Origin of the sequence: Streptomyces sp. NPDC001137 (assembly GCF_040298885.1) — a bacterium.
In the GTDB taxonomy this organism is placed as follows: domain Bacteria; phylum Actinomycetota; class Actinomycetes; order Streptomycetales; family Streptomycetaceae; genus Streptomyces.
The window spans coordinates 39,643-65,595 of the sequence record NZ_JBEPBA010000037.1 but is presented as its reverse complement, the minus strand read 5'-3'; the positions used below and the strand labels follow the sequence as shown (position 1 = coordinate 65,595).

The window sequence follows — 25,953 nt, the reverse complement described above, 5'->3', positions numbered from 1 at the left end:
ATCGTCGTCGTACGCCTGCAGCAGTGTCGTACGGCGTACAGCGCAGGCTTCGGGCTACGGCGCCACCCATGCGTACCGGTGTTCCGGGCGCCCTGTGTCGCCGTACTTGAGGGAGAGGCGGAGGCGGCCGGCCTGTTCGAGGTGGCGGAGGTAGCGCTGGGCGGTGGAGCGGCTCAGGCCGGTCTCCGCGGCCACCTCGTGGGCCGAGAGCGGCTGTTCGGCGTGGTGCAGGACCCGGCAGATCAGGTCGGTCGTCGGTTCCGAGTGGCCGCTGGGCAGGCCTGGTGACGAGGGTGCCGGCGTGGTGCGCAGGGCACCGAAGATCCGGTCCACCTGCTCCTGGCCTGCGATGCCGCGGCCGCCGACGCGGTCGACGGTGCGGCGGAGCGCGGCGTACGAGTCGAGGCGGGTGCGCAGCGCGGCGAAAGTGAACGGCTTGACCAGATAGTGCAGCGCGCCCAGGCGCATCGCGGCCTGCACGGTCGCCACGTCGCTGGCCGCGGTGATCATGATGACGTCCGTGCCGAGGCCCTGTTCCCGCATGCGGTGGACGAGTTCGAGGCCCGTCTGGTCGGGCAGGTAGTGGTCGAGCAGGACCAGATCGATGGCCCCGCGCTGCACGCTGGCCAGCGCCTGGGCAGCGCTGTGCGCGCGGGCGGCGACCCGGAAGCCGGGAACCTTTCCCACGTACTTGGCGTTGATCTCGGCGACGCGGAAGTCGTCGTCCACGACCAGGACGTCAATCATCGGGCCTCTTTCTGTCAAGGCCTGGCGAGCGTTAAGCCCGTGTTTCGGCTCCGCTGTTGTAGCGCGCGCAAAACGAGCACAACAGGCTGTTGCAAGCAAAAGAACGGCATGCGCTCACAAGGCTGCTGTTGTGGCCCGGGCCACATCTACCGTCCCCGGCCATGAGCGCAGACACCAGCCCCGCCATCCAGCTACGGGGCGCGAGCAAGATCTTCAGGACCCCGTCGGGGGGTCTGCACACGGCCGTCAGGGAGCTGGACCTCACGGTCGGGCGCGGTGAGTTCGTGGCGGTCGTCGGCCCCACGGGGTGCGGTAAGTCGACCACGTTGACCCTGGTCAGCGGGTTGGAGGAGCCCACCGAGGGCGAGGTTCTGGTCGCCGGGGAGCCGGTTCGCGGCGTCGGCGACAAGGTCGGTTTCGTCTTCCAGCAGGACGCCACCTTCCCCTGGCGCACCGTGCTGTCGAACGTCATGGCGGGCCCTCGTTTTCGCGGTGTGCCCAAGGCGGAGGCCAAGGAGAAGGCCCGCGAGTGGCTGGCCCGGGTCGGGCTCGCCGCCTTCGAGGACCGCTACCCGCACCAGCTCTCCGGCGGCCAGCGCAAGCGTGTCGCGCTCGCCGCGACCTTCGTCAACGACCCCGAGATCCTGCTGATGGACGAGCCCTTCTCGGCGCTCGACGTGCAGACCAGGGCGCTGATGTCGGACGAGCTGCTCGAGCTGTGGGAGGGCACGGGCGCCTCGGTGGTCTTCGTCACCCACGACCTGGAGGAGTCGATCGCGCTGGCCGACAAGGTCGTCGTCATGACGGCCGGTCCGGCCACCGTGAAGCAGATCTTCGACATCGATCTGCCGCGGCCGCGCAAGGTCGAGTCCGTGCGCCTTGAGCCGCGGTTCATCGAGATCTACCGCGAGATCTGGGAGTCCCTCGGCGAAGAGGTCCGCATCACCCGTGAGAGGGGCGTCGCCAATGTCGCCTGACGTCATGCCCGAAGCACAGGTCGCGCTCACTGTGACCGAGCCCGGCAACAAGACGGACCGTGCGCAGTCTCGCGCGCGTGCCGCCCGTAGACGCAAGATCGTCGTCGTGGTCACCCGCCTGCTGCTCCTGGTCGCAGTCCTGGGGGTGTGGGAGCTGTTCGCCCGGACCAAGGTCATCGACCCGTTCAACTTCTCGATGCCTTCGAAGATCTGGGACCAGATCTACACCTGGGTGATGCACGGGACGGCGCAGGGGCCGCTGGGGGAGCAGATCTGGTACACGCTCTACGAGGCGCTGCTCGGCTGGGTCCTCGGTGTGATCGCCGGTGTCGTGTTCGGCATCACCCTTGGGCGGATCACCTTCCTCGCCGATGTCCTTGGTCCATACATCAAGGTGCTCAACTCGATACCCAGGATCGTCCTTGCCCCGATCTTCATGATCTGGTTCGGGCTCGGCCCCGCCTCCAAGGTCGCGTCGGCGGTCGTGCTGGTCTTCTTCCCGGTCTTCTTCAACGCCTTCCAGGGTGCCCGCGAGGTCGACCGCAACCTCGTGGCCAACGCCCGGATCCTCGGTGCGAGCAATCGACGGGTGACGCTTCAGGTGGTCATCCCTTCCGCCACCTCCTGGATCTTCACCAGTCTCCATGTCAGCTTCGGCTTCGCCCTCATCGGCGCCATCGTCGGCGAGTACCTCGGCGCGACCAAGGGCGTCGGCATGCTCATCTCCCAGTCGCAGGGGACCTTCAACACCGCCGGTGTGTACGCGGCGATGGTCATCCTCGCCGTCGTCGCACTCGCCGCCGAGGGACTGCTGACCTTCGCCGAGCGCCGCATCTTCCGGTGGAAGCCGTCGGGTTCCGACAGCTGAACGCCCTCACAAGCCACCCCCCGTCTTCCCCGCACCGCCCTCTCACAAGGACGTGAACCCTCATGCGCAAGTCCGCCAGATACACCACCCTGGCCGCCGCCGGCCTGCTCGCCCTCTCCTCGCTCACCGCCTGTGCCAACGACGCGGCCAGTACGACCTCCACCAGCAAGGGCGACGGCAAGGGTACGAAGGTCAAGATCATGGTCGGTGGCCTCGACAAGGTCATCTACCTGCCCGCGATGCTCACCCAGCGGCTCGGCTACTTCGACGCCGAGGGCCTCGACGTGGAGATGCTGAGCGAGCCCGCCGGTGTCCAGGCCGAGACCGCTCTCGTCTCCGGGCAGGTCCAAGGGGCCGTCGGCTTCTACGACCACACCCTCGACCTGCAGACGAAGGGCAAGTCGGTGGAGTCCGTGGTGCAGTTCTCGCACGCGCCCGGAGAGGTGGAGATCGTCTCCAGCAAGGCGGCGGGCGACATCAAGTCGCCCAAGGACTTCAAGGGCAAGAAGCTCGGCATCACCGGTCTCGGCTCGTCGACCGACTTCCTCACCAAGTACCTGGCCGTCAAGAACGGGGTGAACGTCAGTGAGTTCACGCCGGTTGCCGTCGGCGCGGGACCGACCTTCATCTCGGCGCTCCAGAAGGGTGCCATCGACGGCGGTATGACGACCGACCCGACCGTCGCCACCATCCTCGACAAGAAGGCGGGCAAGGTCCTTCTCGACATGCGGACGCCGGAGGGCTCCCAGGAGGCGCTCGGCGGCCCGTACCCGTCGTCAAGCCTGTACATGCAGACGGACTGGGTCAACAGTCACAAGGACACCGTCCAGAAGTTGGCCAATGCATTCGTCAAGACGCTCAAGTGGATGTCCACCCACAGCTCGACGCAGATCGCCGACAAGATGCCCGCCGACTACTCGCAGGGCAACAAGGTCCTGTACGCGGCAGCCATCGAGAGCACGCTGCCGATGTTCACCAAGGACGGTGTCATGCCCAAGGACGGCCCCGAGACGGTCGAGAAGGTCCTCAAGGCGTTCAACCCCAACATCAAGAACGCCAAGGTGGATCTGAGCAAGACGTTCACCACCGAGTTCGTGGAGAAGGCCGCGGGCTGAATCCGTATGTAGGTGGGGGCACGGCCCCTTCCCCGCCCCCACCGGCCGTGCCCTCAGGCGCGGGTCGCCCACACGTAACGGTGTTCAGGGCGGCCCGCGTCGCCGTATTTCAGCGTCAGCCGGGCCCGTCCCGTGCGCTCCAGGAGCTTCAGATAGCGCTGAGCGGTCTGCCGGCTCACTCCGGTCCGGTCGGCGATCTCCTGGGCCGACAGCGGGCCCTCGGCGCTTATCAGGGACTGACGTACGAGTTCCGCGGTGGTGGGGGAGTGGCCCTTGGGCAGCCCCGGCTCCGAAGAGGCCGACAGGGCACCGAAGATGCGGTCCACCTCGGCCTGCTCCGCCTCGCCGCCGCCGTCGAGCGTGCGGCGCAGTTCCGCGTACGCCTCCAGCTTGGCGCGCAGTCCTGCGAAGGCGAACGGCTTGACCAGGTACTGGAGCGCGCCGTGCCGCATCGCGGCCTGCACGGTCGACACGTCACGGGCCGCCGTCACCATGATCACGTCGGTCTGGTGGCCGCGCCGGCGCATCTCCTGGACGACCGCGAGACCCGTGTCGTCGGGCAGGTAGTGGTCCATGAGGACCAGGTCCGGACGCGGCAGCGTCTCCAGCCGGCGCAGCGCCTCGGCGGCGCTGTGCGCCTCGCCGACCACGTGGAAGCCCGGCACCTTCTCGACGTAGGCGGCGTTGACCTGGGCGACCCTGGTGTCGTCGTCCACGACCAGGACCTCGATCATCGCGACTCCTCCTTGACGGTCGTGTCCGCGGTTGCCGTGAGGGCCGGCTCTTGTGCCGGGTCGGTCAGCGCTTCCGGCAGGACGACGGTGAACTCCGCGCCGCCACCGTCCGCTTCGCCCACTTTCGCGCTGCCGCCCTGACGCTCCGCGAGCCTGCGCACCATGGACAGGCCGATACCGCGCTTGCGGTGTGCGGGCGGCTCCTTCGTGGACCACCCGTCAGTGAAGATCAACTCGTGTTGTTCCGCAGGGATCCCGGGCCCGGTGTCGCGCACCCTGAGGACGGCGGTACGCCCTTCCGCGCGCAACTCGACCTCCACGCGCGCGTGGAGGGTGCCCGCGACCGCGTCGAGCGCGTTGTCCACCAGGTTCCCGACGATCGTGACGAGCCCCCTGGGGTCGATCAACCGGTCCGGGAGCCGCGTCCGGTCCGACACCCACAGGGCGACGCCGCGCTCGGCCGCGACGGTCGCCTTGCCGACCAGCAGAGCCGCGATCAGCGGGTCCTGGATCTTCTCCGTGACCTGTTCCGCCGTGACCCTGTGGTCACCGACCACCTCTCCGACGAACTCCACGGCATCGTCGTACATCTCCAGTTCGAGCAGTCCCAGGAGCGTGTGCATACGGTTGGCGTGCTCGTGGTCCTGGGCGCGCAGGGCGTCGATCAGGCCCCGCGTCGAGTCGAGTTCCCGGCCGAGCTGCTCCAGCTCGGTCCGGTCGCGCAGGGTCGCCACGGCGCCGCCGTCGTCGGTGGGCATGCGGTTGGCGACCAGGACGCGCTGGCCGCGCACGGTGAGCAGGTCGGTGCCCGTCACCCGGCCGGCCAGGATGTCGGCCGTACGTCCCTCGCCGAGCGCCTCGTCGGGGGACCGGCCGACGGCCTCGGCATCGATGCTCAGCAGCCGGTGCGCCTCGTCGTTCAGGAGGCGTATGCGACCGGCCCGGTCCAGGGCGACGACGCCCTCCCTGATGCCGTGCAGCATCGCCTCGCGCTCCGCGAGCAGCGCCGAGATGTCAGAGAAGGCCAGGTCACGGGTCTGCCGCTGGACACGCCGTGAGATCAGCCAGGCGGCCAGCGCACCGACGGCCAGTGCACCGCCGGCGTAGGCGAGCAGTCCGGGGATCGCGCCGATGAGGTCGGCCCGCACGCTGTCGTACTTGATACCGACCGAGACCGCCCCGATGATCTTGCCGTGGGCGTCCCGCAGGGGTACTTTGCCGCGGGCCGAGCGGCCCAGGGTGCCGCTGTCGATCTCCATGACCTCCTTGCCCGCCAGGGCGTCGTGGGGGTCAGTGGAGACGATGTGGCCTATCTCCGACGGCGTGGGGTGCGACCAGCGCACCTTGTTCCGGTCCAGCACCACGATGTACTCGGCGTGTGTGGCCCGACGGATGCGCTCGGCCTCCTTCTGCACCGGGCCGTTCCTGGTCGGCGGGGTATTGAGGACTCCCTCGGCGATATGCCGGTCCTGCGCGGTGGTCTCGGCGATGGCCAGTGCCCGGCGCATCGCCTCCTGGTCGAGCTGTTTGCTCAGCGGAGCCAGGAAGAGTCCGGTCGCGAGCACCGCGACCCCCGCGGCGATCGCCACCTGCATCAGCAGCACCTGCGAGAAGACCCGCTTCGGCAGACCGAGGCGCAAGCGGCGTGCGGGGGGAGTGGGGCTCATACCCACGACGGTACGTGGACGGGCCGAGGCTTCCGTAGAGGGTGTGGCATGCATCTCTTGATCAATGCTGAGCTGATCAATGCTGAGCCGGGCGGTCGAAGCATTGATCGGCCCGGTCAACTCGCGAGCGCGGTCATGCTCAGCTCGTGCACCGCCAAGACCCGCATCCGCGCAGGCGAGCCGAGAATCGACGTCCCGCAGTTCTCCGGGCGGGGCGGCAGGGACGCACCCTGGGCGACCTCGACGCGCCACCGGCGTCCGTCCGCATGGGCGACGGTCACCTGCCAGTGCGGTGCGGCCCCGTCCGTTCGTACGACGGTCAGGGCGTCCGCCGCGTACTCGCGTACGGCCGAGCGCACGGCCAGCTCGGCCGCCTGACCGGGCCGCTCCCAGGCGGAGCGCCCGCGGCAGCCCTCGACGACGATCCGTCCCTCCCGGACGCCGTGCAGGACCTCCCTGACGGCGTGGGCCTCGGCGCGGCCGTACGCGTACCCGTGGGGAAGGACGAGCAGCGTGGGCGAGAAGCGATGGCCACCCAGATGAGTGACCTCCCAGACGCCGTCCCCCTCGGAGGCGGCGAGCTCGGCCGCGAGCGGGCGGCCGAGCAGCGCGCAACAGCGGTCCCGCTTGCCGTTGGTGCAGACGAGGGCGAGCGGACCGCCGGCGTGTGGTCGGGCACCGAGCGCCGAGTCGAACGTGTGGTGCGCGCCCCTGCCGAGCGCGGCGAAGTCGAGGGAGAGCAGAGCCCGCGGGTCGCGGACCGTGGCGGAGTGCAGCCATGCGTTGCCGGGCGCGGTGTGCGCCGCGTACACCTGTCGCGTGGTGGGAGTACCGCAGTCGGCGTGCCGTCCCGGGCGCCGGATCAGCGCGATCCGTACGCCCGTGCCGTTCGCGGCCGCCTCCAGGGCGCGGCCGAGTGCCGGATCGAGGTGGCTCGAAGTGAGCGCCTTGGCGCCCCAGGGACCCGGCTGCTCCAGCAGCAGCCAGGTCCTCGCGGTGGCCGCGGTTCCCGGAAGGGGCTCGTCGAGCTCCCGGGATACGGTTGAGCACGTACTCACAGAGGTGAGCCTAACCTGACTTGGCTCACCGCGACTTCCGGTCGCGTCCGTTTCCTTGCGCCGGCCGGGGCCGATTCCTCCTACGGCAGCGGTTGGGGCGGCTTCGGACCGACGTAGTACCCACTGGGCCGCATGCGCAGCGGGCGTTCCCCGTACTCCTCGAGCGCATGGGCGATCCAGCCCGCCGTACGCGCCACGGCGAAGATCGTCTCGCCCGCGGTCGAGGGCATGCCCGAGGACGCCGTGAGCACGGCCAGGGCCAGGTCGACATTGGCGTGCAGCGGAGTGTGGCGGGCGGCGGTGGCCACGATGTCGCGGGCCGCCGCCAGGGCGGGGGCGGCCCGGGGGATCTCCTCCAGGAGGCCGAAAAGGACACGCGCGCGTGGGTCCTCGCCGGGATAGAGCCGGTGGCCGAGCCCCGGGATACGGCGGCCCGCCCGCAACTCTTCCGCGATGACGGGGGCTGCGTCGCCCTCGTCGAGCACGTCGAGCAGCAGGCGGTGGGCGAGGCCGCTGGCCGCTCCGTGCAGGGGGCCTTCCAGCACTCCGAGCCCCGCGGAGACGGCCGCGTAGGCGTGGGCGCGGGCCGAGGCGGCGACGCGCACCGCAAGCGTCGAGGCGGCGAGGTCGTGGTCGACGAGCAGGGCGAGCGCGGTGTCCAGCACGCGCAGCGAGGCCTCGTCCGGGTCGACACCGCTCAGCCGCGCCCACAGGCGGTGCGCCAGCGGACCCTCGTCGCGGTGGCCGCGCCGGGCCGGCGGCAGGGCCGCGACCAGGGTGGGGATGAGGGTGCGCGCGGTGCCGAGCACGGCGTCCTCGGAGAGGTCGAAGCGCAGCGGGTCCGCGACCGCGGCGGCGATCGCCGCAACCCGCAACCGGTCGGTCGGTCCGGTGTGTTCGGGCAGCGTGTCGACGGCACGGCGGGCCAGGGCGACGGGGGCCGCGGGTGCGGTGAACACCATGCCGGGGCGCAGCCGGCCGGTCCACAGCCACTCGGCCACCTCTTCGTAGGAGTGGCGCGTGGCCAGCTCGGTGGCGTCGACGCCGCGGAAGAAGTACCGGTCCTTCTCGATGAGGGTGATGCGGGTCCGCACGGAGAGCTCGCCGCCCGATGGTGAACTCCCGATGCTCTCCCGTCTGTTGCGCCGGGCGAGCGCCTCCACCTCCTTGACGTCGAAGGTGCTGCCCCTGCCGCCGGGCACGCGCCGGCTGCCGAGCTGGCCGCGGCTCACGTACGCATACACGGTCTCGGGTTTCACGCCCAGCAGTTCGGCGGCTTCCTTGGTCGTCAGCCGGCGTTCGGCGTGACCGGCGGAGGGGTCTTGATCGCGCATGGGGCCACCGTATCCGTATCACGACGCATGTATCCAAAGCATTGATTCAATCAATATTGACAGAGAATTAGTCAATCATCGAGAGTTGAATCAAGTCCAGGGAGGAATGCATGTCCGTCAACAGGTCAGCCGCCACCGTAGACGTGCCGCGGGGGCTCGCAGGCGTCGTCGTCACCGACACCGAGATCGGGGACGTCCGGGGGCTCGAGGGCTTCTACCACTACCGCCAGTACTCGGCCGTCGAACTCGCGCAGACCCGCGGCTTCGAGGACGTCTGGTATCTCCTGGTCCACGGCGAACTGCCGGACGAGGCGCAACGTGCGGGGTTCATCACCGAAACGGCCGCACTGCGGCTGCTGCCCGACGAGGTGCGGGTGGCCCTGCCCGCTCTTGCGGCGGCGAGCGGGCGGTCGGGCCCGCTGGCCGGTATGCGCTCCGCGCTGTCGCTGCTCGGCGCGGCGAAGGGCTTCCGGCCGGTGTACGACATCGCCGCGGCCGACCGACGTCAGGACACCCTCGTGGCGGCCGCTGCCGTGCCGACCCTGCTCACGGCGCTGTACCGGCTGGGCCGGGGTCTCGAGCCGGTGGAGCCCCGCGAGGACCTCTCCTATGCGGCCAACTACCTCTACATGCTGACGGGTTCGGTGCCGGAGCCCAGGCGGGCCCGGGCGGTCGAGCAGTACTTGATCTCAACCATTGATCACGGCTTCAATGCGTCAACCTTCACGGCGCGGGTCATCGCGTCGACGGGAGCGGACGTTGCCGCCTGCCTCGTCGGAGCCGTGGGGGCGCTCTCCGGTCCACTGCACGGTGGTGCGCCCAGCCGGGCGCTGGACACTCTGGACGCGATCGGCACCCCGGACCGCATCGACCCCTGGATCCGTGAACGCGTCCTCGCCGGCGACCGCATCATGGGCTTCGGCCACCCTGTGTACCGCACCGAGGATCCCCGTTCCCGGATGCTCCGAGAGGTGGCTCAGAGCTTCGGCGGCCCGCGCGTGGAGTTCGCCGTGGAGGTGGAGCGGCACGTCGAGAGCATCCTGGCGGAACTGAAGCCCGGCCGCGAACTCCACACGAACGTCGAGTTCTACGCGGGCGTGGTCATGGAACTGTGCGGTCTGCCCCGCGAGATGTTCACCCCGACGTTCGCGGCGGCGCGGGTGGTGGGCTGGAGCGCGAACATCCTCGAACAGGCGGAGGACTCGAAGATCATCCGGCCGGTGGCACGGTATGTGGGGCCGGGGGTGCCGGTGGCGGTGCCGGGGGCGGAGTGAAAAGCAGCGTCCCGGTGCCGCAGGGATGCGGTGCCGGGACACGGGCGGGGGTGCGCTTGGCCGACGAGGCGTCAGGCGTCCGGAATATCGGCTTTCGCGCGAACCAGTGTTTCGCGAGTGATGACCACGATGCGCTCGTAGTCGGCGCGGGAGGCGTCGGGGGGCAGCTCGACATCCAGTGAGTCGGTGACATCCGTGCCGATGATGGCGAAGCGTCCGTCGGACAACTCGAAGATGTCCGGGCAGTTCCCTCCGCCCGCGCTGCCCCTGTCGCGTGGAGGGACACCGAGGCGACGGATGATCTGACTCACAGTTGTTTTCCTCTTGTCTTTGGTTCAAGGCCTGCGCATGGCCGTTGAGCGGGTGACGCACTCCGGCTGCAGTCAGGAGAACTCGCTGACAGGAGGGGGGTTCCCTGGCGGTCAACCTGGTGACGGTCACCGTGATGCGGATGCCGCAACATCTTCTGGTGTGACAGCTGGGAAAGCAGGGTCTTTACGGCTTCGTTATCATCACTCGATCGAGCGAAGCCGTTTGGGTGGTGGTGTGATGCTGCCGAGGTTGACGGTTCGCAGTGGTGTGGGATCCGGCTGTGCCCGTCACTCCGTCGGCGGCTGACCCACGACCCACCATTCGTCCACGTCCGCTTCCTCCAGTTGACGTAGTAGATCGTCGACGATGCGGCCGAGGTCCGCTTCGTCGGAGTTGTCGGCGATGGTCGCCCTCTGGTGCTGGGTCGCGTACCAGTACTCCCTGACGATGGGGTTCTGAAGCAGACCGCGGATGAACCCGAAGAACTCCTCTCGGTTGATGTTGCCGACTCTGTACGCGAAGACTTGGTTGGTGTAGAGAGCGTTGGCGAAGAGGTACTGAGCGCGCCTCGTCGGAGACGAGGGGGCCTCGAAGATGTCGAGGACTTCTGCCAGTTCGGGGTTGTCGATGGCCTTGCTCAGCAGTTCCCAGTGCAGGTGCTGCTGGCTGGCGAGGTTGGCCTGGCGCTGGGTGTGCGCGTTCTCTTCCAATTGCTCCAGCCGTGCCTTCAGCTGGTCAAGTGCATGATGCTGCGCGGCCAGGGTGGCGAGTGCGCCGACGGCCATCCCTATACCGGCCGCGGCCGCGTAGCTGAGCCCTCGTATCGCGAAGTTCCGTGTGGCCATGTCAACCCCCGAGTCAGGCGGCCGTCCGCCGGTCGTCGGGATGCGGGTCGACTGATGGGGACCGGCGAGCGGTGGGCGGCGCTTGCCGTCTCCCAGGGTGCCGAGCGGCTCTGATCGGCAGGGAGGCGGAGAGGAGGCGCACGGAGGGAAGCGAGGGTCGCACGCTCCGGCGCCTTGCCCAACGTCTGCCCCGCAAGTGCTGCTAACAATCGTTCACTTCGCGGTGATTATTCCGGCTCGTATCCTGGTCCGGCATTCAATTCTCTTTTGTGCGCCGGGAGCGCGATCCGGTGCACGCGTCGGTGTCAGAGAGGTCGCACGTTGAGTCAGCCGAGCCACAGCCTCCGGCAGATCCCGGTCGTCGTACTCGCCGGATTCCTGGGCTCCGGCAAGACCACCCTGCTCAATCACCTCCTCCACCGCAGCGGTGGCAGCCGTATCGGTGCCGTCGTCAATGACTTCGGGGCCATCGAGATCGACGCGATGGCCGTGGCCGGAGCGCTCGGCGACTCCACCGTCTCGCTCGGAAACGGCTGCCTGTGCTGTGCCGTGGACGTCAGCGAGCTCGACCTCTATCTCGAGCGGCTCGCCCGGCCCTCCGCTGGCATCGACGTCATCGTGATCGAGGCCAGCGGCCTCGCCGAACCCCAGGAACTGGTGCGCATGGTGCTCGCCAGTGAGCAACCCGGGATCGTGTACGGCGGCCTCGTCGAGGTCGTCGACGCCGCCGAGTTCGACGACACGCGCGCGAAGCACCCCGAGATCGACCGGCATCTCGCCCTCGCCGACCTCGTCGTCGTCAACAAGCTGGACCGGGCGCCCGACGCGGAGCGCGTCCTCGGGCTCGTCCGCTCCCTCGTCGACCGCGCGGCCGTCGTCCCGGCCACCTACGGCCGCATCGATCCCGAGTTCCTCTTCGACTGCAGGCCGAGCGAGGAGCGCATCGGGCAGCTGTCCTTCGACGACCTGCACGAGTACGCCGAACACGCCGAACACGGCGAACACGGGCAACTCGGCGAGCACGGCCACGTCGATCATCTGCACGCGGCCTACGACAGCCTGTCCTTCAGCTCCGAAGTGCCCCTGGACCCACGCCGGTTGATGGAGTTCCTCGACAGCAGGCCCGAGGGGCTGTACCGGATCAAGGGGTACGTCGACTTCGGGCCCTACGACGTCCACAACCGCTACGCCGTGCACGCGGTCGGGCGCTTCCTCCGGTTCTACCCGGAGCCCTGGGCGCCGGGCGATGCCCGCCTCACCCAGCTGGTTCTCATCGGCTCCGGCATCGACGCGCCCGCCCTCGGCAAGGAGCTGGAGGCGTGCAAGAGCGACGCCCCGCACACCGCCGACGAGCACGGTATGTGGGGCGTCCTGCGCTACGTACAGGATCCGGAAGAGGATCTCGCGGAGCCGCCGGCCTAGACGGGGCCCGCCACCACCGCCACCGTCTTCGCCAGGGACACGCCCGAGCCGTCGCGGCGCGGGTCGAGCTCCGGGAGGTCGGCCGGGGTGCCGTTCTTCTGTGCCGCCTTGGCCGGGACGGCGCCCGCCCAGGCCAGGGACAGGCAGTCCTCGCCCTTCAGGAACCGCTGGCAGCGCACCCCGCCGGTGGCCCGCCCCTTGCGCGGGTACTGGTCGAACGGCGTCAGCTTGGCCGTCGTCTGGACCGAGTCGTCGAGCGTGCCGCGTGAGCCCGCGACCGTGAACACCACCGCGTCCGCCGCCGGGTCGACGGCCGTGAAGGAGATGACCTTCGCGCCCTCGGTGAGCTTGATGCCCGCCATACCGCCCGCCGGACGGCCCTGGGGTCGGACCTGTGAGGCCTGGTAGCGCAGCAGCTGCGCGTCGTCCGTGATGAAGACCAGGTCCTCCTCGCCGGTGCGCAGCTCGACCGCGCCGACGATCCGGTCGCCGTCCCTCAGCGTGATGACCTCCAACTCCTCCTTGTTGGACGGGTAGTCGGGGACCACGCGCTTGACGACGCCCTGCTCGGTGCCGAGGGCCAGGCCGGGGGAGGACTCGTCCAGCGTGGTCAGACAGACCACCGTCTCGTCGTCCTCCAGGGAGAGGAACTCCGACAGGGGCGCCCCGCCCGACAGGTTCGGCGCCGACGCCGTGTCCGGCAGCTGGGGAAGGTCGACGACGTTGATCCGCAGGAGGCGGCCGGAGGAGGTCACCGCGCCGATCTCGCCGCGTGCCGTCGCCGGGACCGCCGACACGATCACGTCGTGCTTGGTGCGCCGGGCGTCGGCGTCCTCCGGGAAGGGCTCGCCGTTCGACGTGCGGGCCAGCAGACCCGTGGAGGACAGCAGCACCCGGCACGGGTCGTCCGCGACCTGCAGCGATACGGCGGCCGCCGGGGCGCCCGAGGACTCCAGCAGGACCGTACGCCGCTCGGTGCCGAACTTCTTGGCCACCGCGGCCAGTTCGGAGGAGACCAGCTTGCGCAGCTCCGCGTCCGACTCCAGGATCCGGGTGAGCTCCGCGATCTCCGCGTTCAGCTTCTCCTTCTCCGACTCCAGCTCGATGCGGTCGTACTTGGTCAGGCGGCGCAGCGGAGTGTCGAGGATGTACTGGGTCTGGATCTCCGAGAGCGAGAAGCGCTCCATCAGGCGTTCCTTCGCCTGCGCGCTGTTCTCGCTGGAGCGGATCAGCCGGATGACCTCGTCGATGTCGACGAGGGCGGTCAGCAGGCCCTCCACCAGGTGCAGACGGTCGCGGCGCTTGGTGCGGCGGAACTCGCTGCGGCGGCGCACGACCTCGAAGCGGTGGTCGAGGTAGACCTCCAGGAGCTCCTTGAGCCCCAGGGTGAGCGGCTGGCCGTCCACCAGTGCGACGTTGTTGATGCCGAAGGACTCCTCCATCGGCGTCAGCTTGTACAGCTGCTCCAGGACGGCCTCCGGCACGAAGCCGTTCTTGATCTCGATGACCAGGCGCAGGCCGTGCTCGCGGTCGGTGAGGTCCTTGACGTCGGCGATGCCCTGGATCTTCTTCGAACCGACCAGGTCCTTGATCTTGGCGATCACCTTCTCCGGACCGACCGTGAACGGCAGTTCGGTGACGACCAGGCCCTTGCGGCGGGCGGTGACGGTCTCGATCTCGACCGTGGCACGGATCTTGAAGGTGCCTCGGCCGGTCTCGTACGCGTCCCGGATGCCGGCGAGGCCCACGATGCGGCCGCCGGTGGGCAGGTCGGGGCCGGGGACGTGCTTCATCAGGGCGTCGAGGTCCGCGCCCGGGTAGCGGATCAGATGCCGGGCGGCCGCGATGACCTCGGCGAGGTTGTGCGGCGGCATGTTGGTCGCCATGCCGACGGCGATGCCCGACGAGCCGTTCACCAGTAGGTTCGGGAAGGCCGCGGGAAGGGCGACCGGCTCCTGCTCCTGGCCGTCGTAGTTGGGCGTGAAGTCGACCGTGTCCTCGTCGATCGACTCCGTCATCAGGCTCGTCGCCTGGGCCTGGCGGCACTCGGTGTACCGCATCGCGGCCGGCGGGTCGTCGTTGCCCAGCGAGCCGAAGTTGCCGTGGCCGTCGACGAGCGGAACGCGCATGGAGAAGGGCTGGGCCATGCGCACCAGGGCGTCGTAGATCGATGCGTCGCCGTGCGGGTGCAGCTTGCCCATGACCTCGCCGACCACGCGCGCGCACTTCACATAGCCGCGGTCGGGGCGCAGCCCCATCTCGTTCATCTGGTAGACGATGCGGCGGTGGACCGGCTTGAGGCCGTCGCGGGCATCGGGCAGGGCTCGGGAGTAGATGACCGAGTACGCGTACTCGAGGAAGGAGCCCTGCATCTCGTCGACGACGTCGATGTCGAGGATGCGCTCCTCGAACGAGTCGTCGGGCGGCGGGGTCTTCGTGCTGCGGCGGGCCATCGCTGCCGGCTCCTCTTTTCTGGCTGCTCGCCTACGGGTCGCTCACGTCCCCTTCGGCTCGCTCATGCTGAAGCGTGAACGGTATCTGTCGCGGACCATTGTGGACCGCGGCACTGACAACGCGGGTCCAGGACCCCGTCTCGGCGGTCCCGGCCGGTGGGCGGGGCCGACCTCGCCGCGGCTGCCCGCAGGCTACGCGATCCGCTGTGGGCGTATGTGGTCCGGGAACTTCGCCGACGATCTGCACGCTTGCATACAGTGGCAGGACCGGCAGGAAAACCGCGGTTAGAACCACCGCATCCGCGAGGCGAAGGGACGTACATGCCCATGGGTCACACGGCCACAGACCAGGCAGGCACCGGGGGCCTGACAGCGACCGAGCACCGCCTGGCCAACGGCCTGCGCGTGGTGCTCTCGGAGGATCACCTGACCCCGGTCGCGGCGGTGTGCCTCTGGTACGACGTCGGCTCGCGTCACGAAGTCAAGGGACGTACCGGCCTGGCTCACCTTTTCGAGCACCTGATGTTCCAGGGCTCCGGACAGGTCAAGGGCAACGGCCACTTCGAGCTGGTGCAGGGCGCCGGCGGCTCGCTGAACGGCACCACCAGCTTCGAGCGCACCAACTACTTCGAGACCATGCCCGCCCACCAGTTGGAGCTCGCCCTCTGGCTGGAGGCCGACCGGATGGGTTCCCTGCTCGCCGCCCTCGACGACGAGTCCATGGAGAACCAGCGGGACGTCGTCAAGAACGAGCGCAGGCAGCGCTACGACAACGTGCCGTACGGCACGGCCTTCGAGAGGCTGACCGCCCTCGCCTACCCGGAGGGCCACCCCTACCACCACACGCCGATCGGCTCGATGGCCGACCTGGACGCGGCGACCCTGGAGGACGCGCGCGCGTTCTTCCGCACGTACTACGCGCCCAACAACGCCGTCCTGTCGATCGTCGGCGACATCGACCCGGAGCAGACGCTCGCCTGGGTCGAGAAGTACTTCGGGTCCATCGCCCCGCACGACGGGAAGCCGGAGCCCCGCGACGGCTCGCTGCCCGAGATCATCGGTGAGGAGCTGCGCGAGGTCATCGAGGAGGAGGTCCCGGCGCGCGCCCTGATGGCGGCCTACCGGCTGCCGCAGGACGGCACGCGCGAGGCGGACGCCGCCGACCTGGCGCTCACCGTCCTCGGCGGCGGCGAGTCCTCCCGCCTCTACAACCGGCTGGTACGGCGCGACCGTACGGCCGTCGCGGCCGGATTCGGTCTGCTGCGGCTGGCCGGAGCGCCCTCCCTGGGCTGGCTGGACGTGAAGACCTCCGGTGACGTCGAGGTGCCGGTCATCGAGGCCGCCATCGACGAGGAACTCGCCCGGTTCGCCGCCGAGGGCCCCACGGCCGAGGAGATGGAGCGCGCCCAGGCCCAGCTGGAGCGCGAGTGGCTGGACCGGCTCGGCACGGTCGCGGGCCGCGCCGACGAACTGTGCCGGTTCGCCGTCCTGTTCGGCGACCCGCAGCTCGCCCTCACCGCCGTCCAGCGCGTCCTGGAGGTGACGGCCAAGGAGGTCCAGGAGGTCGCCAAGGCCCGCCTGCGGCCCGACAACCGCGCCGTGCTCGTCTACGAGCCGCTCTCGCCCGAGTCCGCGGAGCACACCCAGGACGAGGACTTCCCCGAAGACCCCGAGTCCGAAGCCACGGTGGAAGCCACCGACCAGAACGAGGAGGCGGCCAAGTGACCGAGCTCGCCACGATGCAGTTCCACCCGCAGCCCCGGGCGGGCGAGGCCAAGCCGTGGGCGTTCCCGTCCCCCGAGCGCGGCGCGCTGGACAACGGCCTGACCGTCCTGCGCTGCCACCGCCCCGGCCAGCAGGTCGTCGCCGTCGAGGTGCTCCTCGATGCGCCCCTGGAGGCCGAGCCGGCCGGTTTCGAAGGCGTCGCCACGATCATGGCGCGGGCCTTCTCCGAGGGCACCGACAAGCACTCGGCCGAGGAGTTCGCCGCCGAGCTGGAGCGCTGCGGAGCCACCCTCGACTCGCACGCCGACCACCCGGGCGTACGACTGAGCCTGGAGGTCCCGGCCTCCCGTCTCGCGAAGGCGCTCGGTCTGCTCGCCGACGCCCTCAGGGCGCCCGCGTTCGCCGACAGCGAGGTCGAGCGGCTGGTCCGCAACCGCCTGGACGAGATCCCGCACGAGCTGGCCAACCCCTCGCGCCGTGCCGCCAAGGAGCTCTCCAAGGAGCTGTTCCCGGCGACCTCGCGCATGTCGCGCCCGCGCCAGGGCACCGAGGAGACGGTCGAGAAGATCGACGCGGCGGCCGTACGCGCCTTCTACGACCGCCATGTCCGGCCCGCGACCGCCACCGTCGTCGTGGTCGGCGACCTCACCGGCATCGACCTGGACGCCCTGCTAGGCGACACCCTGGGCGTCTGGACGGGCAGCAAGGCCGAACCCCGCCCTGTGCCGCCGGTGACCGCCGACGACACCGGGCGCGTGATCATCGTCGACCGTCCGGGCGCCGTCCAGACGCAGTTGCTCATCGGCCGCGTCGGCGCCGACCGGCACGACCGCGTGTGGCCCGCCCAGGTGCTCGGCACGTACTGCCTCGGCGGCACCCTCACCTCCCGTCTGGACCGCGTCCTGCGCGAGGAGAAGGGCTACACCTACGGTGTGCGCGCGTTCGGCCAGGTCCTCAGGTCCGCCCCGGACGGCTCCGGTGCCGCGATGCTCGCCATCAGCGGCTCCGTCGACACCCCGAACACCGGCCCGGCGCTCCAGGACCTGTGGACGGTGCTGCGCACGCTCGCCGAGGGCGGCCTCACCGACGCCGAGCGCGACGTCGCCGTACAGAACCTCGTCGGTGTGGCTCCGCTGAAGTACGAGACCGCGGCGGCCGTGGCCAGCACGCTGGCCGACCAGGTCGAGCAGCACCTGCCCGACGACTACCAGGCGACGCTGTACCAGCAGCTCGCCGCGACCGGCACCGTGGAGGCCACCGCGGCGGCCGTGAACGCCTTCCCGGTGGACCGTCTGGTGACGGTTCTCGTCGGTGACGCGGCCCAGATCAAGGAGCCCGTCGAGGCCCTCGGGATCGGCGAAGTCACCGTCGTGACAGCCGAGTAGAGGCTGCCTCAGCGGCACGCGCGCGTAGGGGCCCTGGTGACGGATGCGTCACCAGGGCTCCCTAATGTCCGGATTGAGGGAGAGGTTGCCTGTCTGCCCTGTGGCATGCGCTACAAAAGGCGTGATCCGTTTGGGGATTGAAAGTGCTCCCGCTTAGCGTCGTCCGGGCTGTCCGTCAGGCACCGCGCCGCACCCGCGGCACCGGACAGCCATCGCCGAGTCCCCGTACGGCGCGAGCCAGGGGAGCCGGGGACCCACCGCAGTCCCTGGGGTGAATCGGACGCCCGCGCGTGCAGCGAGGGGGTCCGTAGGAGACCTTCCTGCTCCGAACCCGTCAGCTAACCCGGTAGGCGAGAGGGAAGGAAAGGACCAGCCACCACATGGCGTTCACGCGCGCCACCGGGAAGCACCGTCGCCCCACACGGATGCACCGCACCACCACCCGCGCCGCCGGGGTCGCGGCCCTCGCCACCACCGGCGTCATCGGCACCCTGGCGGCCCCCGCGCTCGCCGCCGACACCTCCGTCGAGCAGACCGGCCTCACCCCCGTCATCACCATCGGCGACACGATCGCCGACAGGATCGACGCCCAGGCCGACGCCCAGAAGCAGGCCGCCGAGGAGGCCGCGCTCAAGAAGGCGGCCCAGGAGGCGGCACGCCAGAAGGCCGCCGCCAAGGCCAAGCAGGAGCGCGAGGCCAAGGAGCGCGCCGCCCGCGAAGCCGAGCGCAAGCGCCTCAACACCTTCGTGGCGCCGATCTCGAACTCGTACGTCTCCACCGGCTACCGGGCCAGCAGCTCCCTGTGGTCCTCCGGCAGCCACACCGGCATCGACTTCCACGCCGCGAGCGGCACGACCGTCCACGCGGTGGGCTCCGGCACCGTCGTCCAGACGGGCTGGGGCGGCGCCTACGGCAACCAGATCGTGATCAAGATGCAGGACGGCACGTACACCCAGTACGGCCATCTGTCGTCCATCGGCGTCTCGGTGGGCCAGACGGTCACCCCGGGCCAGCAGATAGGCCTCTCCGGCGCGACCGGCAACACCACCGGACCGCATCTGCACTTCGAGGCCCGTACGACCCCCGAGTACGGCTCGGACATCGACCCCGTCGCCTACCTGCGCTCGCACGGTGTGAACGTCTGACGACGGGTCGCAAGACCCCTCTCGAGGCCCCGGCTCCCGAGCCGGGGCTTTCGGTGTTTCTGCCGCCCCACTGTCCAAAAAATATCCATGGATTCCGGCCCGCCGTCGGAAATTCCGGCTCCGTGCAATAGAGTCACCGATACACGTCAATCATCGACGTTTCACGGGGATTAAGTCGGAGGTCGGTCATGCGTATTCCGGCGCACTCGGTGTGCACGGCGATCCGGGACGACATCGTCGCCGGTGTCTACGAGCGTGGCAGCCGGCTCACCGAGGAACTCCTCGCGCGCCGCTACGGCGTCTCGCGCGTCCCCGTGCGCGAGGCCCTGCGCACCCTGGAGGCCGAGGGCTTCGTGGTGACCCGGCGGCACGCGGGCGCGTGCGTCGCGGAACCGACCGAGCAGGAGGCCTCCGACCTGCTGGAGATGCGCATGCTCCTGGAGCCGCTCGGCGCCTCCCGGGCCGCCCAGCGGCGCACCGACGCCCATCTCAAGGTGCTGCGCGGCCTGGTCAGACTGGGCCAGGAGCGGGCCAGGAGGGGCAACAGCGAGGATCTGCGCTCCCTGGGAGGCTGGTTCCACGAGACGCTCGCCCAGGCCTCCGGCAGCCCCGCGCTGGCCTCGATGCTGACCCAGCTGCGCCACAAGATCGCCTGGATGTACGCCGTGGAGGCACCGGCCAACCCCGTGGAGTCCTGGGCGGAGCACGGCGCGATCGTCGACGCCGTGGCCCGCGGCGACAGCGAGCGCGCGCGGGCGGTCACGACGCTGCACACCGAACGCTCGAGCGCGGCGCACCGGCTGCGGTTCGGCGGCCCGGAGCGGGCGAACGGTGTGAGGAACTCGCAACATCCCGTAAACATGTCGGGCCTGCGGCATTAACACGGGCACCGTATACAAAGAGAGAACAATTCGCGGGGCATTATTTCTGCTGCCCGCGACCGGAAATTGCGCCGCCTCGGCGCGGGAAATGCGAAGGGCTCGCCCGGCAATTCGGACGAGCCCTTCTGTGGTGCCGTGATCAGACGGTCTCGGGGAGTTCCTCGAGACCCTCGGAGACCAGCTTCGCCAGCCGGTCGAGGGCGACGTCGGCACCCTCGGCCTCGGAGGCGAGGACGATCTCCTCGCCGCCCTGGGCGCCCAGGCCGAGAACGGCCAGCATGGAGGCCGCGTTGACGGGGTTGCCGTCGGCCTTGGCGATCGTCACCGGGATACCTGCGGCCGTGGCGGCCCGGACGAAGATGGAAGCGGGGCGGGCGTGAAGGCCCTCGGCCCAGCCGACGTTGACGCGGCGCTCAGCCATGTGATGCTGCCCTTCAGAGTCTCAGGGTTGTCTAGACCAGTTTCCCACACGTGAAGCGTCTCCGGAGCGGTCCTGTGCCCCGTCCGGGGTGGGCGGTCGGGCCGCGGCCTCGGCCCGACTTGCGTCCTTGTTCTCTCCTCGACGGACTGCCGTGTTCTCCACAGACTGCCTCGCGCCGTTGTCGGACGCGAGCCGTACTCTGGGGCCCATGCAGACCTCGCCGGACCGGCACGAGTACCCCGCCCACTGGGAGGCCGACGTGGTGCTGCGCGACGGCGGCACCGCGCGCATCCGCCCCATCACCGTTGATGACGCCGAGCGCCTGGTCAGCTTCTACGAGCAGGTTTCGGACGAGTCGAAGTACTACCGCTTCTTCGCGCCCTACCCTCGTCTGTCCGCCAAGGACGTCCACCGCTTCACGCACCACGACTTTGTGGACCGGGTGGGACTCGCGGCCACGGTCGGCGGCGAGTTCATCGCCACCGTACGCTATGACCGCATTGGTGCCGACGGCATGCCCGCGTCAGCTCCGGCCGACGAGGCCGAGGTCGCCTTCCTCGTGCAGGACGCCCACCAGGGGCGCGGCGTCGCCTCCGCCCTCCTCGAACACATCGGCGCGGTCGCCCGGGAGCGCGGCATCCGCCGCTTCGCCGCCGAGGTGCTGCCCGCCAACAACAAAATGATCAAGGTGTTCACGGACGCCGGGTACACCCAGAAGCGCAGCTTCGAGGACGGCGTCGTACGCCTGGAGTTCGACCTCGAACCCACCGACCGCTCCCTCGCCGTCCAGCGCGCGCGTGAGCAGCGCGCCGAGGCGCGCTCGGTACGACGGCTGCTCGTGCCCGGCTCCGTCGCCGTCGTCGGCGCGGGCCGCAGCCCCGGGGGTGTGGGCCGCAGCATCCTCGACAACATCCGTGACGCCGGCTTCACCGGGTCGCTGTACGCCGTGAACAAGGCGCTCCCCGAAGACGTCAAGGAACTCGACGGCGTCCCCGCCCACCGCTCCGTCCGCGACATCGACGGACCCGTCGACCTAGCGGTCGTCGCCGTGCCGGCCGAGCACGTCCCCGAGGCCGTCACCGAGTGCGGCGAGCACGGCGTGCAGGGACTCGTCGTCGTCTCCGCCGGGTACGCCGAGAGCGGGCCCGAGGGGCGCGAGCGCCAGCGGGAACTCGTGCGGCACGCGCGCACGTACGGCATGCGGATCATCGGGCCGAACGCCTTCGGGATCATCAACACGTCCTCCGAGGTGCGGCTGAACGCCTCCCTCGCCCCCGAGATGCCCCGCCCCGGCCGCATCGGCCTGTTCGCCCAGTCCGGCGCCATCGGCATCGCGCTGCTGTCCCGTCTGCAGCGCCGCGGCGGCGGCGTCACCGGGGTCACGGGCGTGTCCACCTTCGTGTCGTCCGGCAACCGCGCGGACGTCTCCGGCAACGACCTGATCCAGTACTGGTACGACGACCCGGACACCGATGTCGTGCTCATGTATCTGGAGTCCATCGGCAACCCGCGCAAGTTCACCCGCCTCGCCCGCCGCACGGCCGCCGCCAAGCCCCTGGTCGTGGTCCAGGGCGCCGGATCCGCCCCCCAGGGACACGCCGTACGGGCCACACGGCTGCCGCACGCGACGGTGTCCGCCCTGCTCAGGCAGGCCGGCCTGATCCGCGTGGACACGATCACCGAGCTGGTCGACGCGGGCCTGCTGCTCGCACGCCAGCCCCTGCCGGCCGGCCCAAGGGTGGCGATCCTGGGGAACTCCGAGTCCCTCGGGCTGCTGACGTACGACGCCTGCCTCTCCGAGGGGCTGAGGCCGCTGAGGCCGCTGGACCTCACCACCGGGGCCTCGGCGGAGGACTTCCACCAGGCGCTGCTGCGGGCCCTGGAGGACGACTCGTGCGATGCGGTCGTGGTGACCGCGATCCCGGCGATCGGCGAGGAGTCACCGGGGGACGCCGAGCTGGCGGAGGCGCTGCGATCGGCCGCCGAGTCCGTTCCGGGCAAGCCGGTACTGGTGGTGCACGTGGAGCTCGGCGGCCTCGCGGAGGCCCTGTCGGCCGCGACCAGCACCGCACCGCAGCCGGACACCAGGGCGACGGCCACCCGCCGGCTGCGCCCCTCACAGCAACTGCCCCCGCCGGTACGGGCCCAGGAACCCGCGGCCCCCGCCACCTGCTCCCGCCTCATCCCCGCCTACCCCGCCGCCGAGCGCGCCGTCCGCGCCCTCGGTGAAGCCGTGAAGTACGCCCAATGGCGCCGCGACAGCGCCGACCCCGGCAAGGTGCCCGAATTCGAGGACATCGACGAGAAGGGGGCCGCCCGGCTCATCGGCGGGATGCTGGCGCGCGGGCAGGGGCTCACGCTCGGCACCGAGGAGACCTGCGAGCTGCTCGGGCAGTACGGCATCCCCGTGCGCAGGGCGGTGCCCGCCTTCACCCCGGACGACGCCGTCCGGGCCGCCGAGACCCTCGGCTACCCCGTCGCCCTCAAGGCCACCGCCCCGCACCTGCGCCACCGCGCCGACCTGGGCGGCGTACGCCTGGATCTCGCGGACGAGGAGCAACTGCGGCGGGCATATGCCGAGTTGACGGAACTGTTCGGAAAGCCGGAGGAGCTCAGACCGGTCGTGCAGGAGATGGCGCCACGCGGCGTGGACACGGTGGTACGGGCCGTCATCGACCCGGCGGCCGGAGCCGTCCTGTCCTTCGGGCTCGCCGGAGCCGCCTCCCAGCTGCTCGGCGACATGGCACACCGGCTGGTCCCGGTCACCGACCGGGAGGCGGCCTCGCTGGTCCGGTCGATCCGGACGGCGCCGCTCCTGTTCGGCTGGCGCGGCTCGACCCCGGTCGACACCCCCGCACTGGAAGAGCTCCTGCTGAGGGTGTCCAGGCTGGTCGACGACCACCCCGAGGTCGTCGCCGTGACCCTGGAGCCGGTCGTCGTCGCACCCCGTGGTCTGACCGTCCTCGGCGCCTCCGTCCGCCTCGCGCCGCCACCGGCCCGCGACGACCTCGGGCCGCGCACCCTTCCCGTCTACTGAGACGTCCGCCAGGACAGCGCTGACCGGTGCCTCGCAGTCAGTGCACCCCCGTAGGATGGACGTCATGGCCAAGACCAGTACGACGACCCAGGGGCTGCGCGCGGCGATCGAGCGCAGCGGCTACTACCCGGCCCTCGTGGCCGAGGCGGTGGAGGCCGCCGTGGGCGGCGAGCCCATCCGGTCGTACCTGGTCCACCAGGAGACCACGTTCGACGCGAACGAGGTGCGCAGGCACGTCACGGTGCTCGTCCTCACCGGCAACCGCTTCATCGTCAGCCACACCGACGAGCAGGCCGCGGACACCACCTCCCCGACGCCCTACGCCACGACGTCGACGGAGTCCGTGAAGCTGGGCCGGATCTCCTCGGTCGTGGTCAGCCGCGTGGTCGCCAACCCGGAGCAGTACCAGCCGGGCACCCTGCCCCGCGAGGTCGTCCTCACCATCGGCTGGGGCGCGGTCTCCCGCATCGACCTCGAGCCGGCCGCCTGCGGCGACCCCAACTGCGAGGCCGACCACGGGTACACCGGCAACTCGACGGCGGACGACCTCAGCCTGCGCGTCAGCGAGGCCGGCGACGGACCGGAGACCGTCCGCCAGGCGCTCGCCTTCGCCCAGGCGCTCTCCGAGGCCACCGCGGACCCCACCCGCTGATGTCGCAGTCCGCTCCCTGGGACACCCACCCGGAACCCCTCGCCGTCGACTCCGCGCCGCCTCCGGAGTACGGCAGCGGCTCCCTCGCCGACCTGCTGCCCACACTGGCCGCCGGCATGGCCGTACCGGGCATGACCGCCGCGATCACCGAGCTGACCGCCGCCGACCGCAACTGCGTGTTCCTGATCGACGGACTCGGCTGGGAGCAGCTGAAGGCGCACCCGGACGAGGCCCCCTTCATGACCTCGCTCCTCGGCAGTTCGCGCGGCGGCACCGGTCGCCCCCTGACCGCCGGTTACCCGGCGACCACCGCGACCTCCCTCGCCTCCGTCGGCACCGGTCTGCCGCCCGGTGCGCACGGTCTGCCCGGCTACACCGTGCGCAACCCGGACACCGGTGAGCTGATGAACCAGCTGCGCTGGCGGCCGTGGACGTCGCCGCGCGCCTGGCAGCCGTATCCCACGGTCTTCCAGCTGGCCGAGCAGGCCGGGGTGCACGCGGCACAGGTGACCTCACCGACCTTCGAGAACACCCCGCTGACCCAGGTCGCCCTCAGTGGCGGAACGTTCCACGGACGGCTGTCAGGTGAGGACCGCATGGATCTCGCGGCCGGGCAACTGGCCGCCGGGGACCGCTCCTTGGTCTACACGTACTACGCCGAGCTGGACGGCGCGGGCCACCGCTACGGCGTCGAGTCGGACACCTGGCGCGGCCAGCTCATGCACGTCGACCGCCTCGTCCAGCGCCTCGCCGAGCAACTCCCGCCGCGCACCGCGCTGTACGTCACCGCCGACCACGGCATGGTCGACATCCCCTTCGACGAAGAGCACCGCATCGACTTCGACGAGGACTGGGAACTGCGCGCCGGTGTCGCCCTGCTGGGCGGCGAGGGCCGCGCCCGGCATGTGTACGCGGTCCGGGGCGCCGAGAACGACGTACTCACCGTCTGGCGCGAGGTGCTCGGCGAGCAGTTCTGGGTGGCCTCGCGGGACGAGGCGATCGCGGCGGGCTGGTTCGGACCGCACATCGACGAGCGTGTCTACGCCCGCATCGGCGACGTGGTCGCGGCCGCCCGCGACGACGTCCTGATCATCGCCTCCGAGCGGGAGCCCAAGGAGTCGGCGATGGTCGGCAACCACGGCTCGATGACCCCTGCCGAACAGCTGGTTCCCCTCCTCGAAGTACGCTCCTGAGGCCCACCCTCCGATCCTCTCCACCGAAAGGTGCTCAACTCCCCATGCCCGAGCTGGTGTTCTTCTCCGGAACCATGGACTGCGGGAAGTCCACGCTGGCTCTGCAGATCGAGCACAACCGCTCGGCGCGCGGCCTGGCAGGGATGATCTTCACCCGTGACGACCGCGCGGGCGAGGGCAAGCTCTCCTCCCGCCTCGGCCTGGTCACGGACGCGGTCGAGGTGGAGGACGGACAGGACCTGTACGCCTATGTCGTCGACCACCTCTCGCAGGGCGGCCGCGCGGACTACGTCATCGCGGACGAGGCGCAGTTCCTGGCACCGGAGCAGATAGACCAACTCGCGCGCGTGGTGGACGACCTGGGCCTCGACGTCTACGCCTTCGGCATCACGACCGACTTCCGCACCAAGCTCTTCCCCGGCTCCCAGCGCCTGGTCGAGCTGGCCGACCGCGTCGAGGTCCTCCAGGTGGAGGCCCTGTGCTGGTGCGGCGCCCGCGCCACGCACAACGCCCGGACGGTGGGCGGCGCCATGGTCGTCGAGGGAGCCCAGGTCGTCGTCGGCGACGTCAACCAGCCGGAGGCCGTCGGCTACGAGGTCCTGTGCCGTCGCCACCACCGCCGCCGTATGACGGCGACGACGTCCGGCTCGGCGGCCCTGTCGCCGGACGTGCTGCCGGTGTCGCAGAGCTAGAAGGACCGCCCGGTCC

General features: G+C 70.3%; 22 protein-coding genes and 1 riboswitch. Of the genes, 13 read left to right on the top strand and 9 right to left on the bottom strand.

All coding sequences use genetic code 11. From position 1 onward, the window contains the following. Positions 1-54: 54 nt before the first annotated feature. The gene (locus ABT254_RS43020; RefSeq protein WP_351483136.1) at positions 55-747 is read right to left on the bottom strand and encodes a response regulator; all 693 of its coding nucleotides are present in this window, start codon (positions 745-747) and stop codon (positions 55-57) included. Positions 748-908: 161 nt separating this feature from the next. On the opposite strand from ABT254_RS43020, the gene ABT254_RS43015 reads away from it, so the two are divergent. The 3 genes from ABT254_RS43015 to ABT254_RS43005 all read left to right on the top strand — a co-directional run bounded on the left by ABT254_RS43015 (position 909) and on the right by ABT254_RS43005 (position 3,707). Further along, positions 909-1,724, top strand: coding sequence for an ABC transporter ATP-binding protein (locus ABT254_RS43015; protein ID WP_351483134.1), 816 nt, complete (start codon positions 909-911; stop codon positions 1,722-1,724). Next, complete coding sequence (locus ABT254_RS43010) at positions 1,714-2,592, top strand: ABC transporter permease (RefSeq protein WP_351483132.1); 879 nt, start codon at positions 1,714-1,716, stop codon at positions 2,590-2,592. The genes ABT254_RS43015 and ABT254_RS43010 overlap by 11 nt, the downstream gene beginning before the upstream one ends. Before the next feature lie 62 nt (positions 2,593-2,654). Further along, complete coding sequence (locus ABT254_RS43005) at positions 2,655-3,707, top strand: ABC transporter substrate-binding protein (RefSeq protein WP_351483130.1); 1,053 nt, start codon at positions 2,655-2,657, stop codon at positions 3,705-3,707. A gap of 53 nt (positions 3,708-3,760) precedes the next feature. Here the strand turns inward: ABT254_RS43005 and ABT254_RS43000 are convergent, their stop codons facing one another. The 4 genes from ABT254_RS43000 to ABT254_RS42985 form a co-directional block, all read right to left on the bottom strand. Then, positions 3,761-4,441 carry a response regulator gene (locus ABT254_RS43000; RefSeq protein ID WP_351483128.1) on the bottom strand — a complete coding sequence of 227 codons (681 nt, stop codon included), beginning with the start codon at positions 4,439-4,441 and terminating at the stop codon, positions 3,761-3,763. Beyond that, complete coding sequence (locus ABT254_RS42995) at positions 4,438-6,108, bottom strand: ATP-binding protein (RefSeq protein WP_351483126.1); 1,671 nt, start codon at positions 6,106-6,108, stop codon at positions 4,438-4,440. Before ABT254_RS42995 ends, ABT254_RS43000 begins: the two co-directional genes overlap by 4 nt. 116 nt (positions 6,109-6,224) lie before the next feature. Next, positions 6,225-7,166: a ferredoxin family protein gene (locus tag ABT254_RS42990; protein WP_351483125.1), complete on the bottom strand. Its 942-nt coding sequence runs from the start codon at positions 7,164-7,166 to the stop codon at positions 6,225-6,227. 80 nt (positions 7,167-7,246) lie between these two features. Further along, on the bottom strand, positions 7,247-8,500 hold the full coding sequence (locus tag ABT254_RS42985) for a citrate synthase (protein ID WP_351483123.1): 1,254 nt from the start codon (positions 8,498-8,500) through the stop codon (positions 7,247-7,249). 110 nt (positions 8,501-8,610) lie between these two features. Between ABT254_RS42985 and ABT254_RS42980 the strand changes: the two genes are divergently transcribed. Beyond that, positions 8,611-9,774 (top strand): citrate synthase/methylcitrate synthase, encoded by a 1,164-nt coding sequence (locus ABT254_RS42980; protein WP_351483121.1) that lies wholly within the window; start codon positions 8,611-8,613, stop codon positions 9,772-9,774. A 71-nt stretch (positions 9,775-9,845) separates the two neighbouring features. On the opposite strand, the gene ABT254_RS42975 is transcribed toward ABT254_RS42980, so the two are convergent. Both ABT254_RS42975 and ABT254_RS42970 read right to left on the bottom strand, forming a co-directional pair. Next, entirely contained in the window at positions 9,846-10,085 is a 240-nt protein-coding gene (locus ABT254_RS42975) for a hypothetical protein (protein WP_351483119.1), read from the bottom strand. A 288-nt stretch (positions 10,086-10,373) separates the two neighbouring features. Beyond that, a complete protein-coding gene (locus ABT254_RS42970) occupies positions 10,374-10,931 on the bottom strand; it encodes a DUF6082 family protein (RefSeq protein ID WP_351483117.1) in 558 nt (185 codons plus the stop codon). A 321-nt stretch (positions 10,932-11,252) separates the two neighbouring features. Here ABT254_RS42970 and ABT254_RS42965 point away from each other — a divergent pair, with 321 nt between their 5' ends. Continuing rightward, positions 11,253-12,353 (top strand): CobW family GTP-binding protein, encoded by a 1,101-nt coding sequence (locus ABT254_RS42965; protein ID WP_351483115.1) that lies wholly within the window; start codon positions 11,253-11,255, stop codon positions 12,351-12,353. Here ABT254_RS42965 and ABT254_RS42960 read toward each other — a convergent pair. Beyond that, positions 12,350-14,806, bottom strand: a complete 2,457-nt coding sequence (locus tag ABT254_RS42960; RefSeq protein ID WP_351483113.1) for a DNA gyrase/topoisomerase IV subunit A — start codon at positions 14,804-14,806, stop codon at positions 12,350-12,352. The two genes, ABT254_RS42965 and ABT254_RS42960, sit on opposite strands and share 4 nt — an antisense overlap. Positions 14,807-15,133: 327 nt before the next feature. Here ABT254_RS42960 and ABT254_RS42955 point away from each other — a divergent pair, with 327 nt between their 5' ends. The 4 genes from ABT254_RS42955 (at position 15,134) to ABT254_RS42940 (ending at position 19,942) form a co-directional block, all read left to right on the top strand. Then, entirely contained in the window at positions 15,134-16,531 is a 1,398-nt protein-coding gene (locus ABT254_RS42955) for a M16 family metallopeptidase (RefSeq protein ID WP_351483158.1), read from the top strand. After that, positions 16,528-17,916, top strand: coding sequence for a M16 family metallopeptidase (locus ABT254_RS42950; protein WP_351483111.1), 1,389 nt, complete (start codon positions 16,528-16,530; stop codon positions 17,914-17,916). The genes ABT254_RS42955 and ABT254_RS42950 overlap by 4 nt, the downstream gene beginning before the upstream one ends. 203 nt (positions 17,917-18,119) lie before the next feature. After that, positions 18,120-18,284, top strand: a riboswitch (cyclic di-AMP (ydaO/yuaA leader). A gap of 12 nt (positions 18,285-18,296) precedes the next feature. Further along, on the top strand, positions 18,297-19,061 hold the full coding sequence (locus tag ABT254_RS42945; protein WP_351483110.1) for a M23 family metallopeptidase: 765 nt from the start codon (positions 18,297-18,299) through the stop codon (positions 19,059-19,061). 188 nt (positions 19,062-19,249) lie between these two features. After that, positions 19,250-19,942 (top strand): GntR family transcriptional regulator, encoded by a 693-nt coding sequence (locus tag ABT254_RS42940; protein ID WP_351483108.1) that lies wholly within the window; start codon positions 19,250-19,252, stop codon positions 19,940-19,942. Between the two features lie 139 nt (positions 19,943-20,081). Here the strand turns inward: ABT254_RS42940 and ABT254_RS42935 are convergent, their stop codons facing one another. After that, complete coding sequence (locus ABT254_RS42935; protein ID WP_030605519.1) at positions 20,082-20,363, bottom strand: HPr family phosphocarrier protein; 282 nt, start codon at positions 20,361-20,363, stop codon at positions 20,082-20,084. 208 nt (positions 20,364-20,571) lie between these two features. Here ABT254_RS42935 and ABT254_RS42930 point away from each other — a divergent pair, with 208 nt between their 5' ends. Genes ABT254_RS42930 through ABT254_RS42915 form a run of 4 tightly spaced genes read left to right on the top strand, consistent with a single transcriptional unit; the run spans position 20,572 to position 25,937 of the window. Beyond that, positions 20,572-23,400 carry a bifunctional acetate--CoA ligase family protein/GNAT family N-acetyltransferase gene (locus tag ABT254_RS42930; protein ID WP_351483106.1) on the top strand — a complete coding sequence of 943 codons (2,829 nt, stop codon included), beginning with the start codon at positions 20,572-20,574 and terminating at the stop codon, positions 23,398-23,400. Positions 23,401-23,455: 55 nt separating this feature from the next. Further along, a complete protein-coding gene (locus ABT254_RS42925; RefSeq protein ID WP_351483104.1) occupies positions 23,456-24,052 on the top strand; it encodes a DUF5998 family protein in 597 nt (198 codons plus the stop codon). After that, entirely contained in the window at positions 24,052-25,245 is a 1,194-nt protein-coding gene (locus tag ABT254_RS42920) for an alkaline phosphatase family protein (protein ID WP_351483102.1), read from the top strand. The genes ABT254_RS42925 and ABT254_RS42920 overlap by 1 nt, the downstream gene beginning before the upstream one ends. Before the next feature lie 44 nt (positions 25,246-25,289). Then, positions 25,290-25,937: a thymidine kinase gene (locus tag ABT254_RS42915; protein WP_351483100.1), complete on the top strand. Its 648-nt coding sequence runs from the start codon at positions 25,290-25,292 to the stop codon at positions 25,935-25,937. The last annotated feature ends 16 nt before the right edge of the window (positions 25,938-25,953 follow it).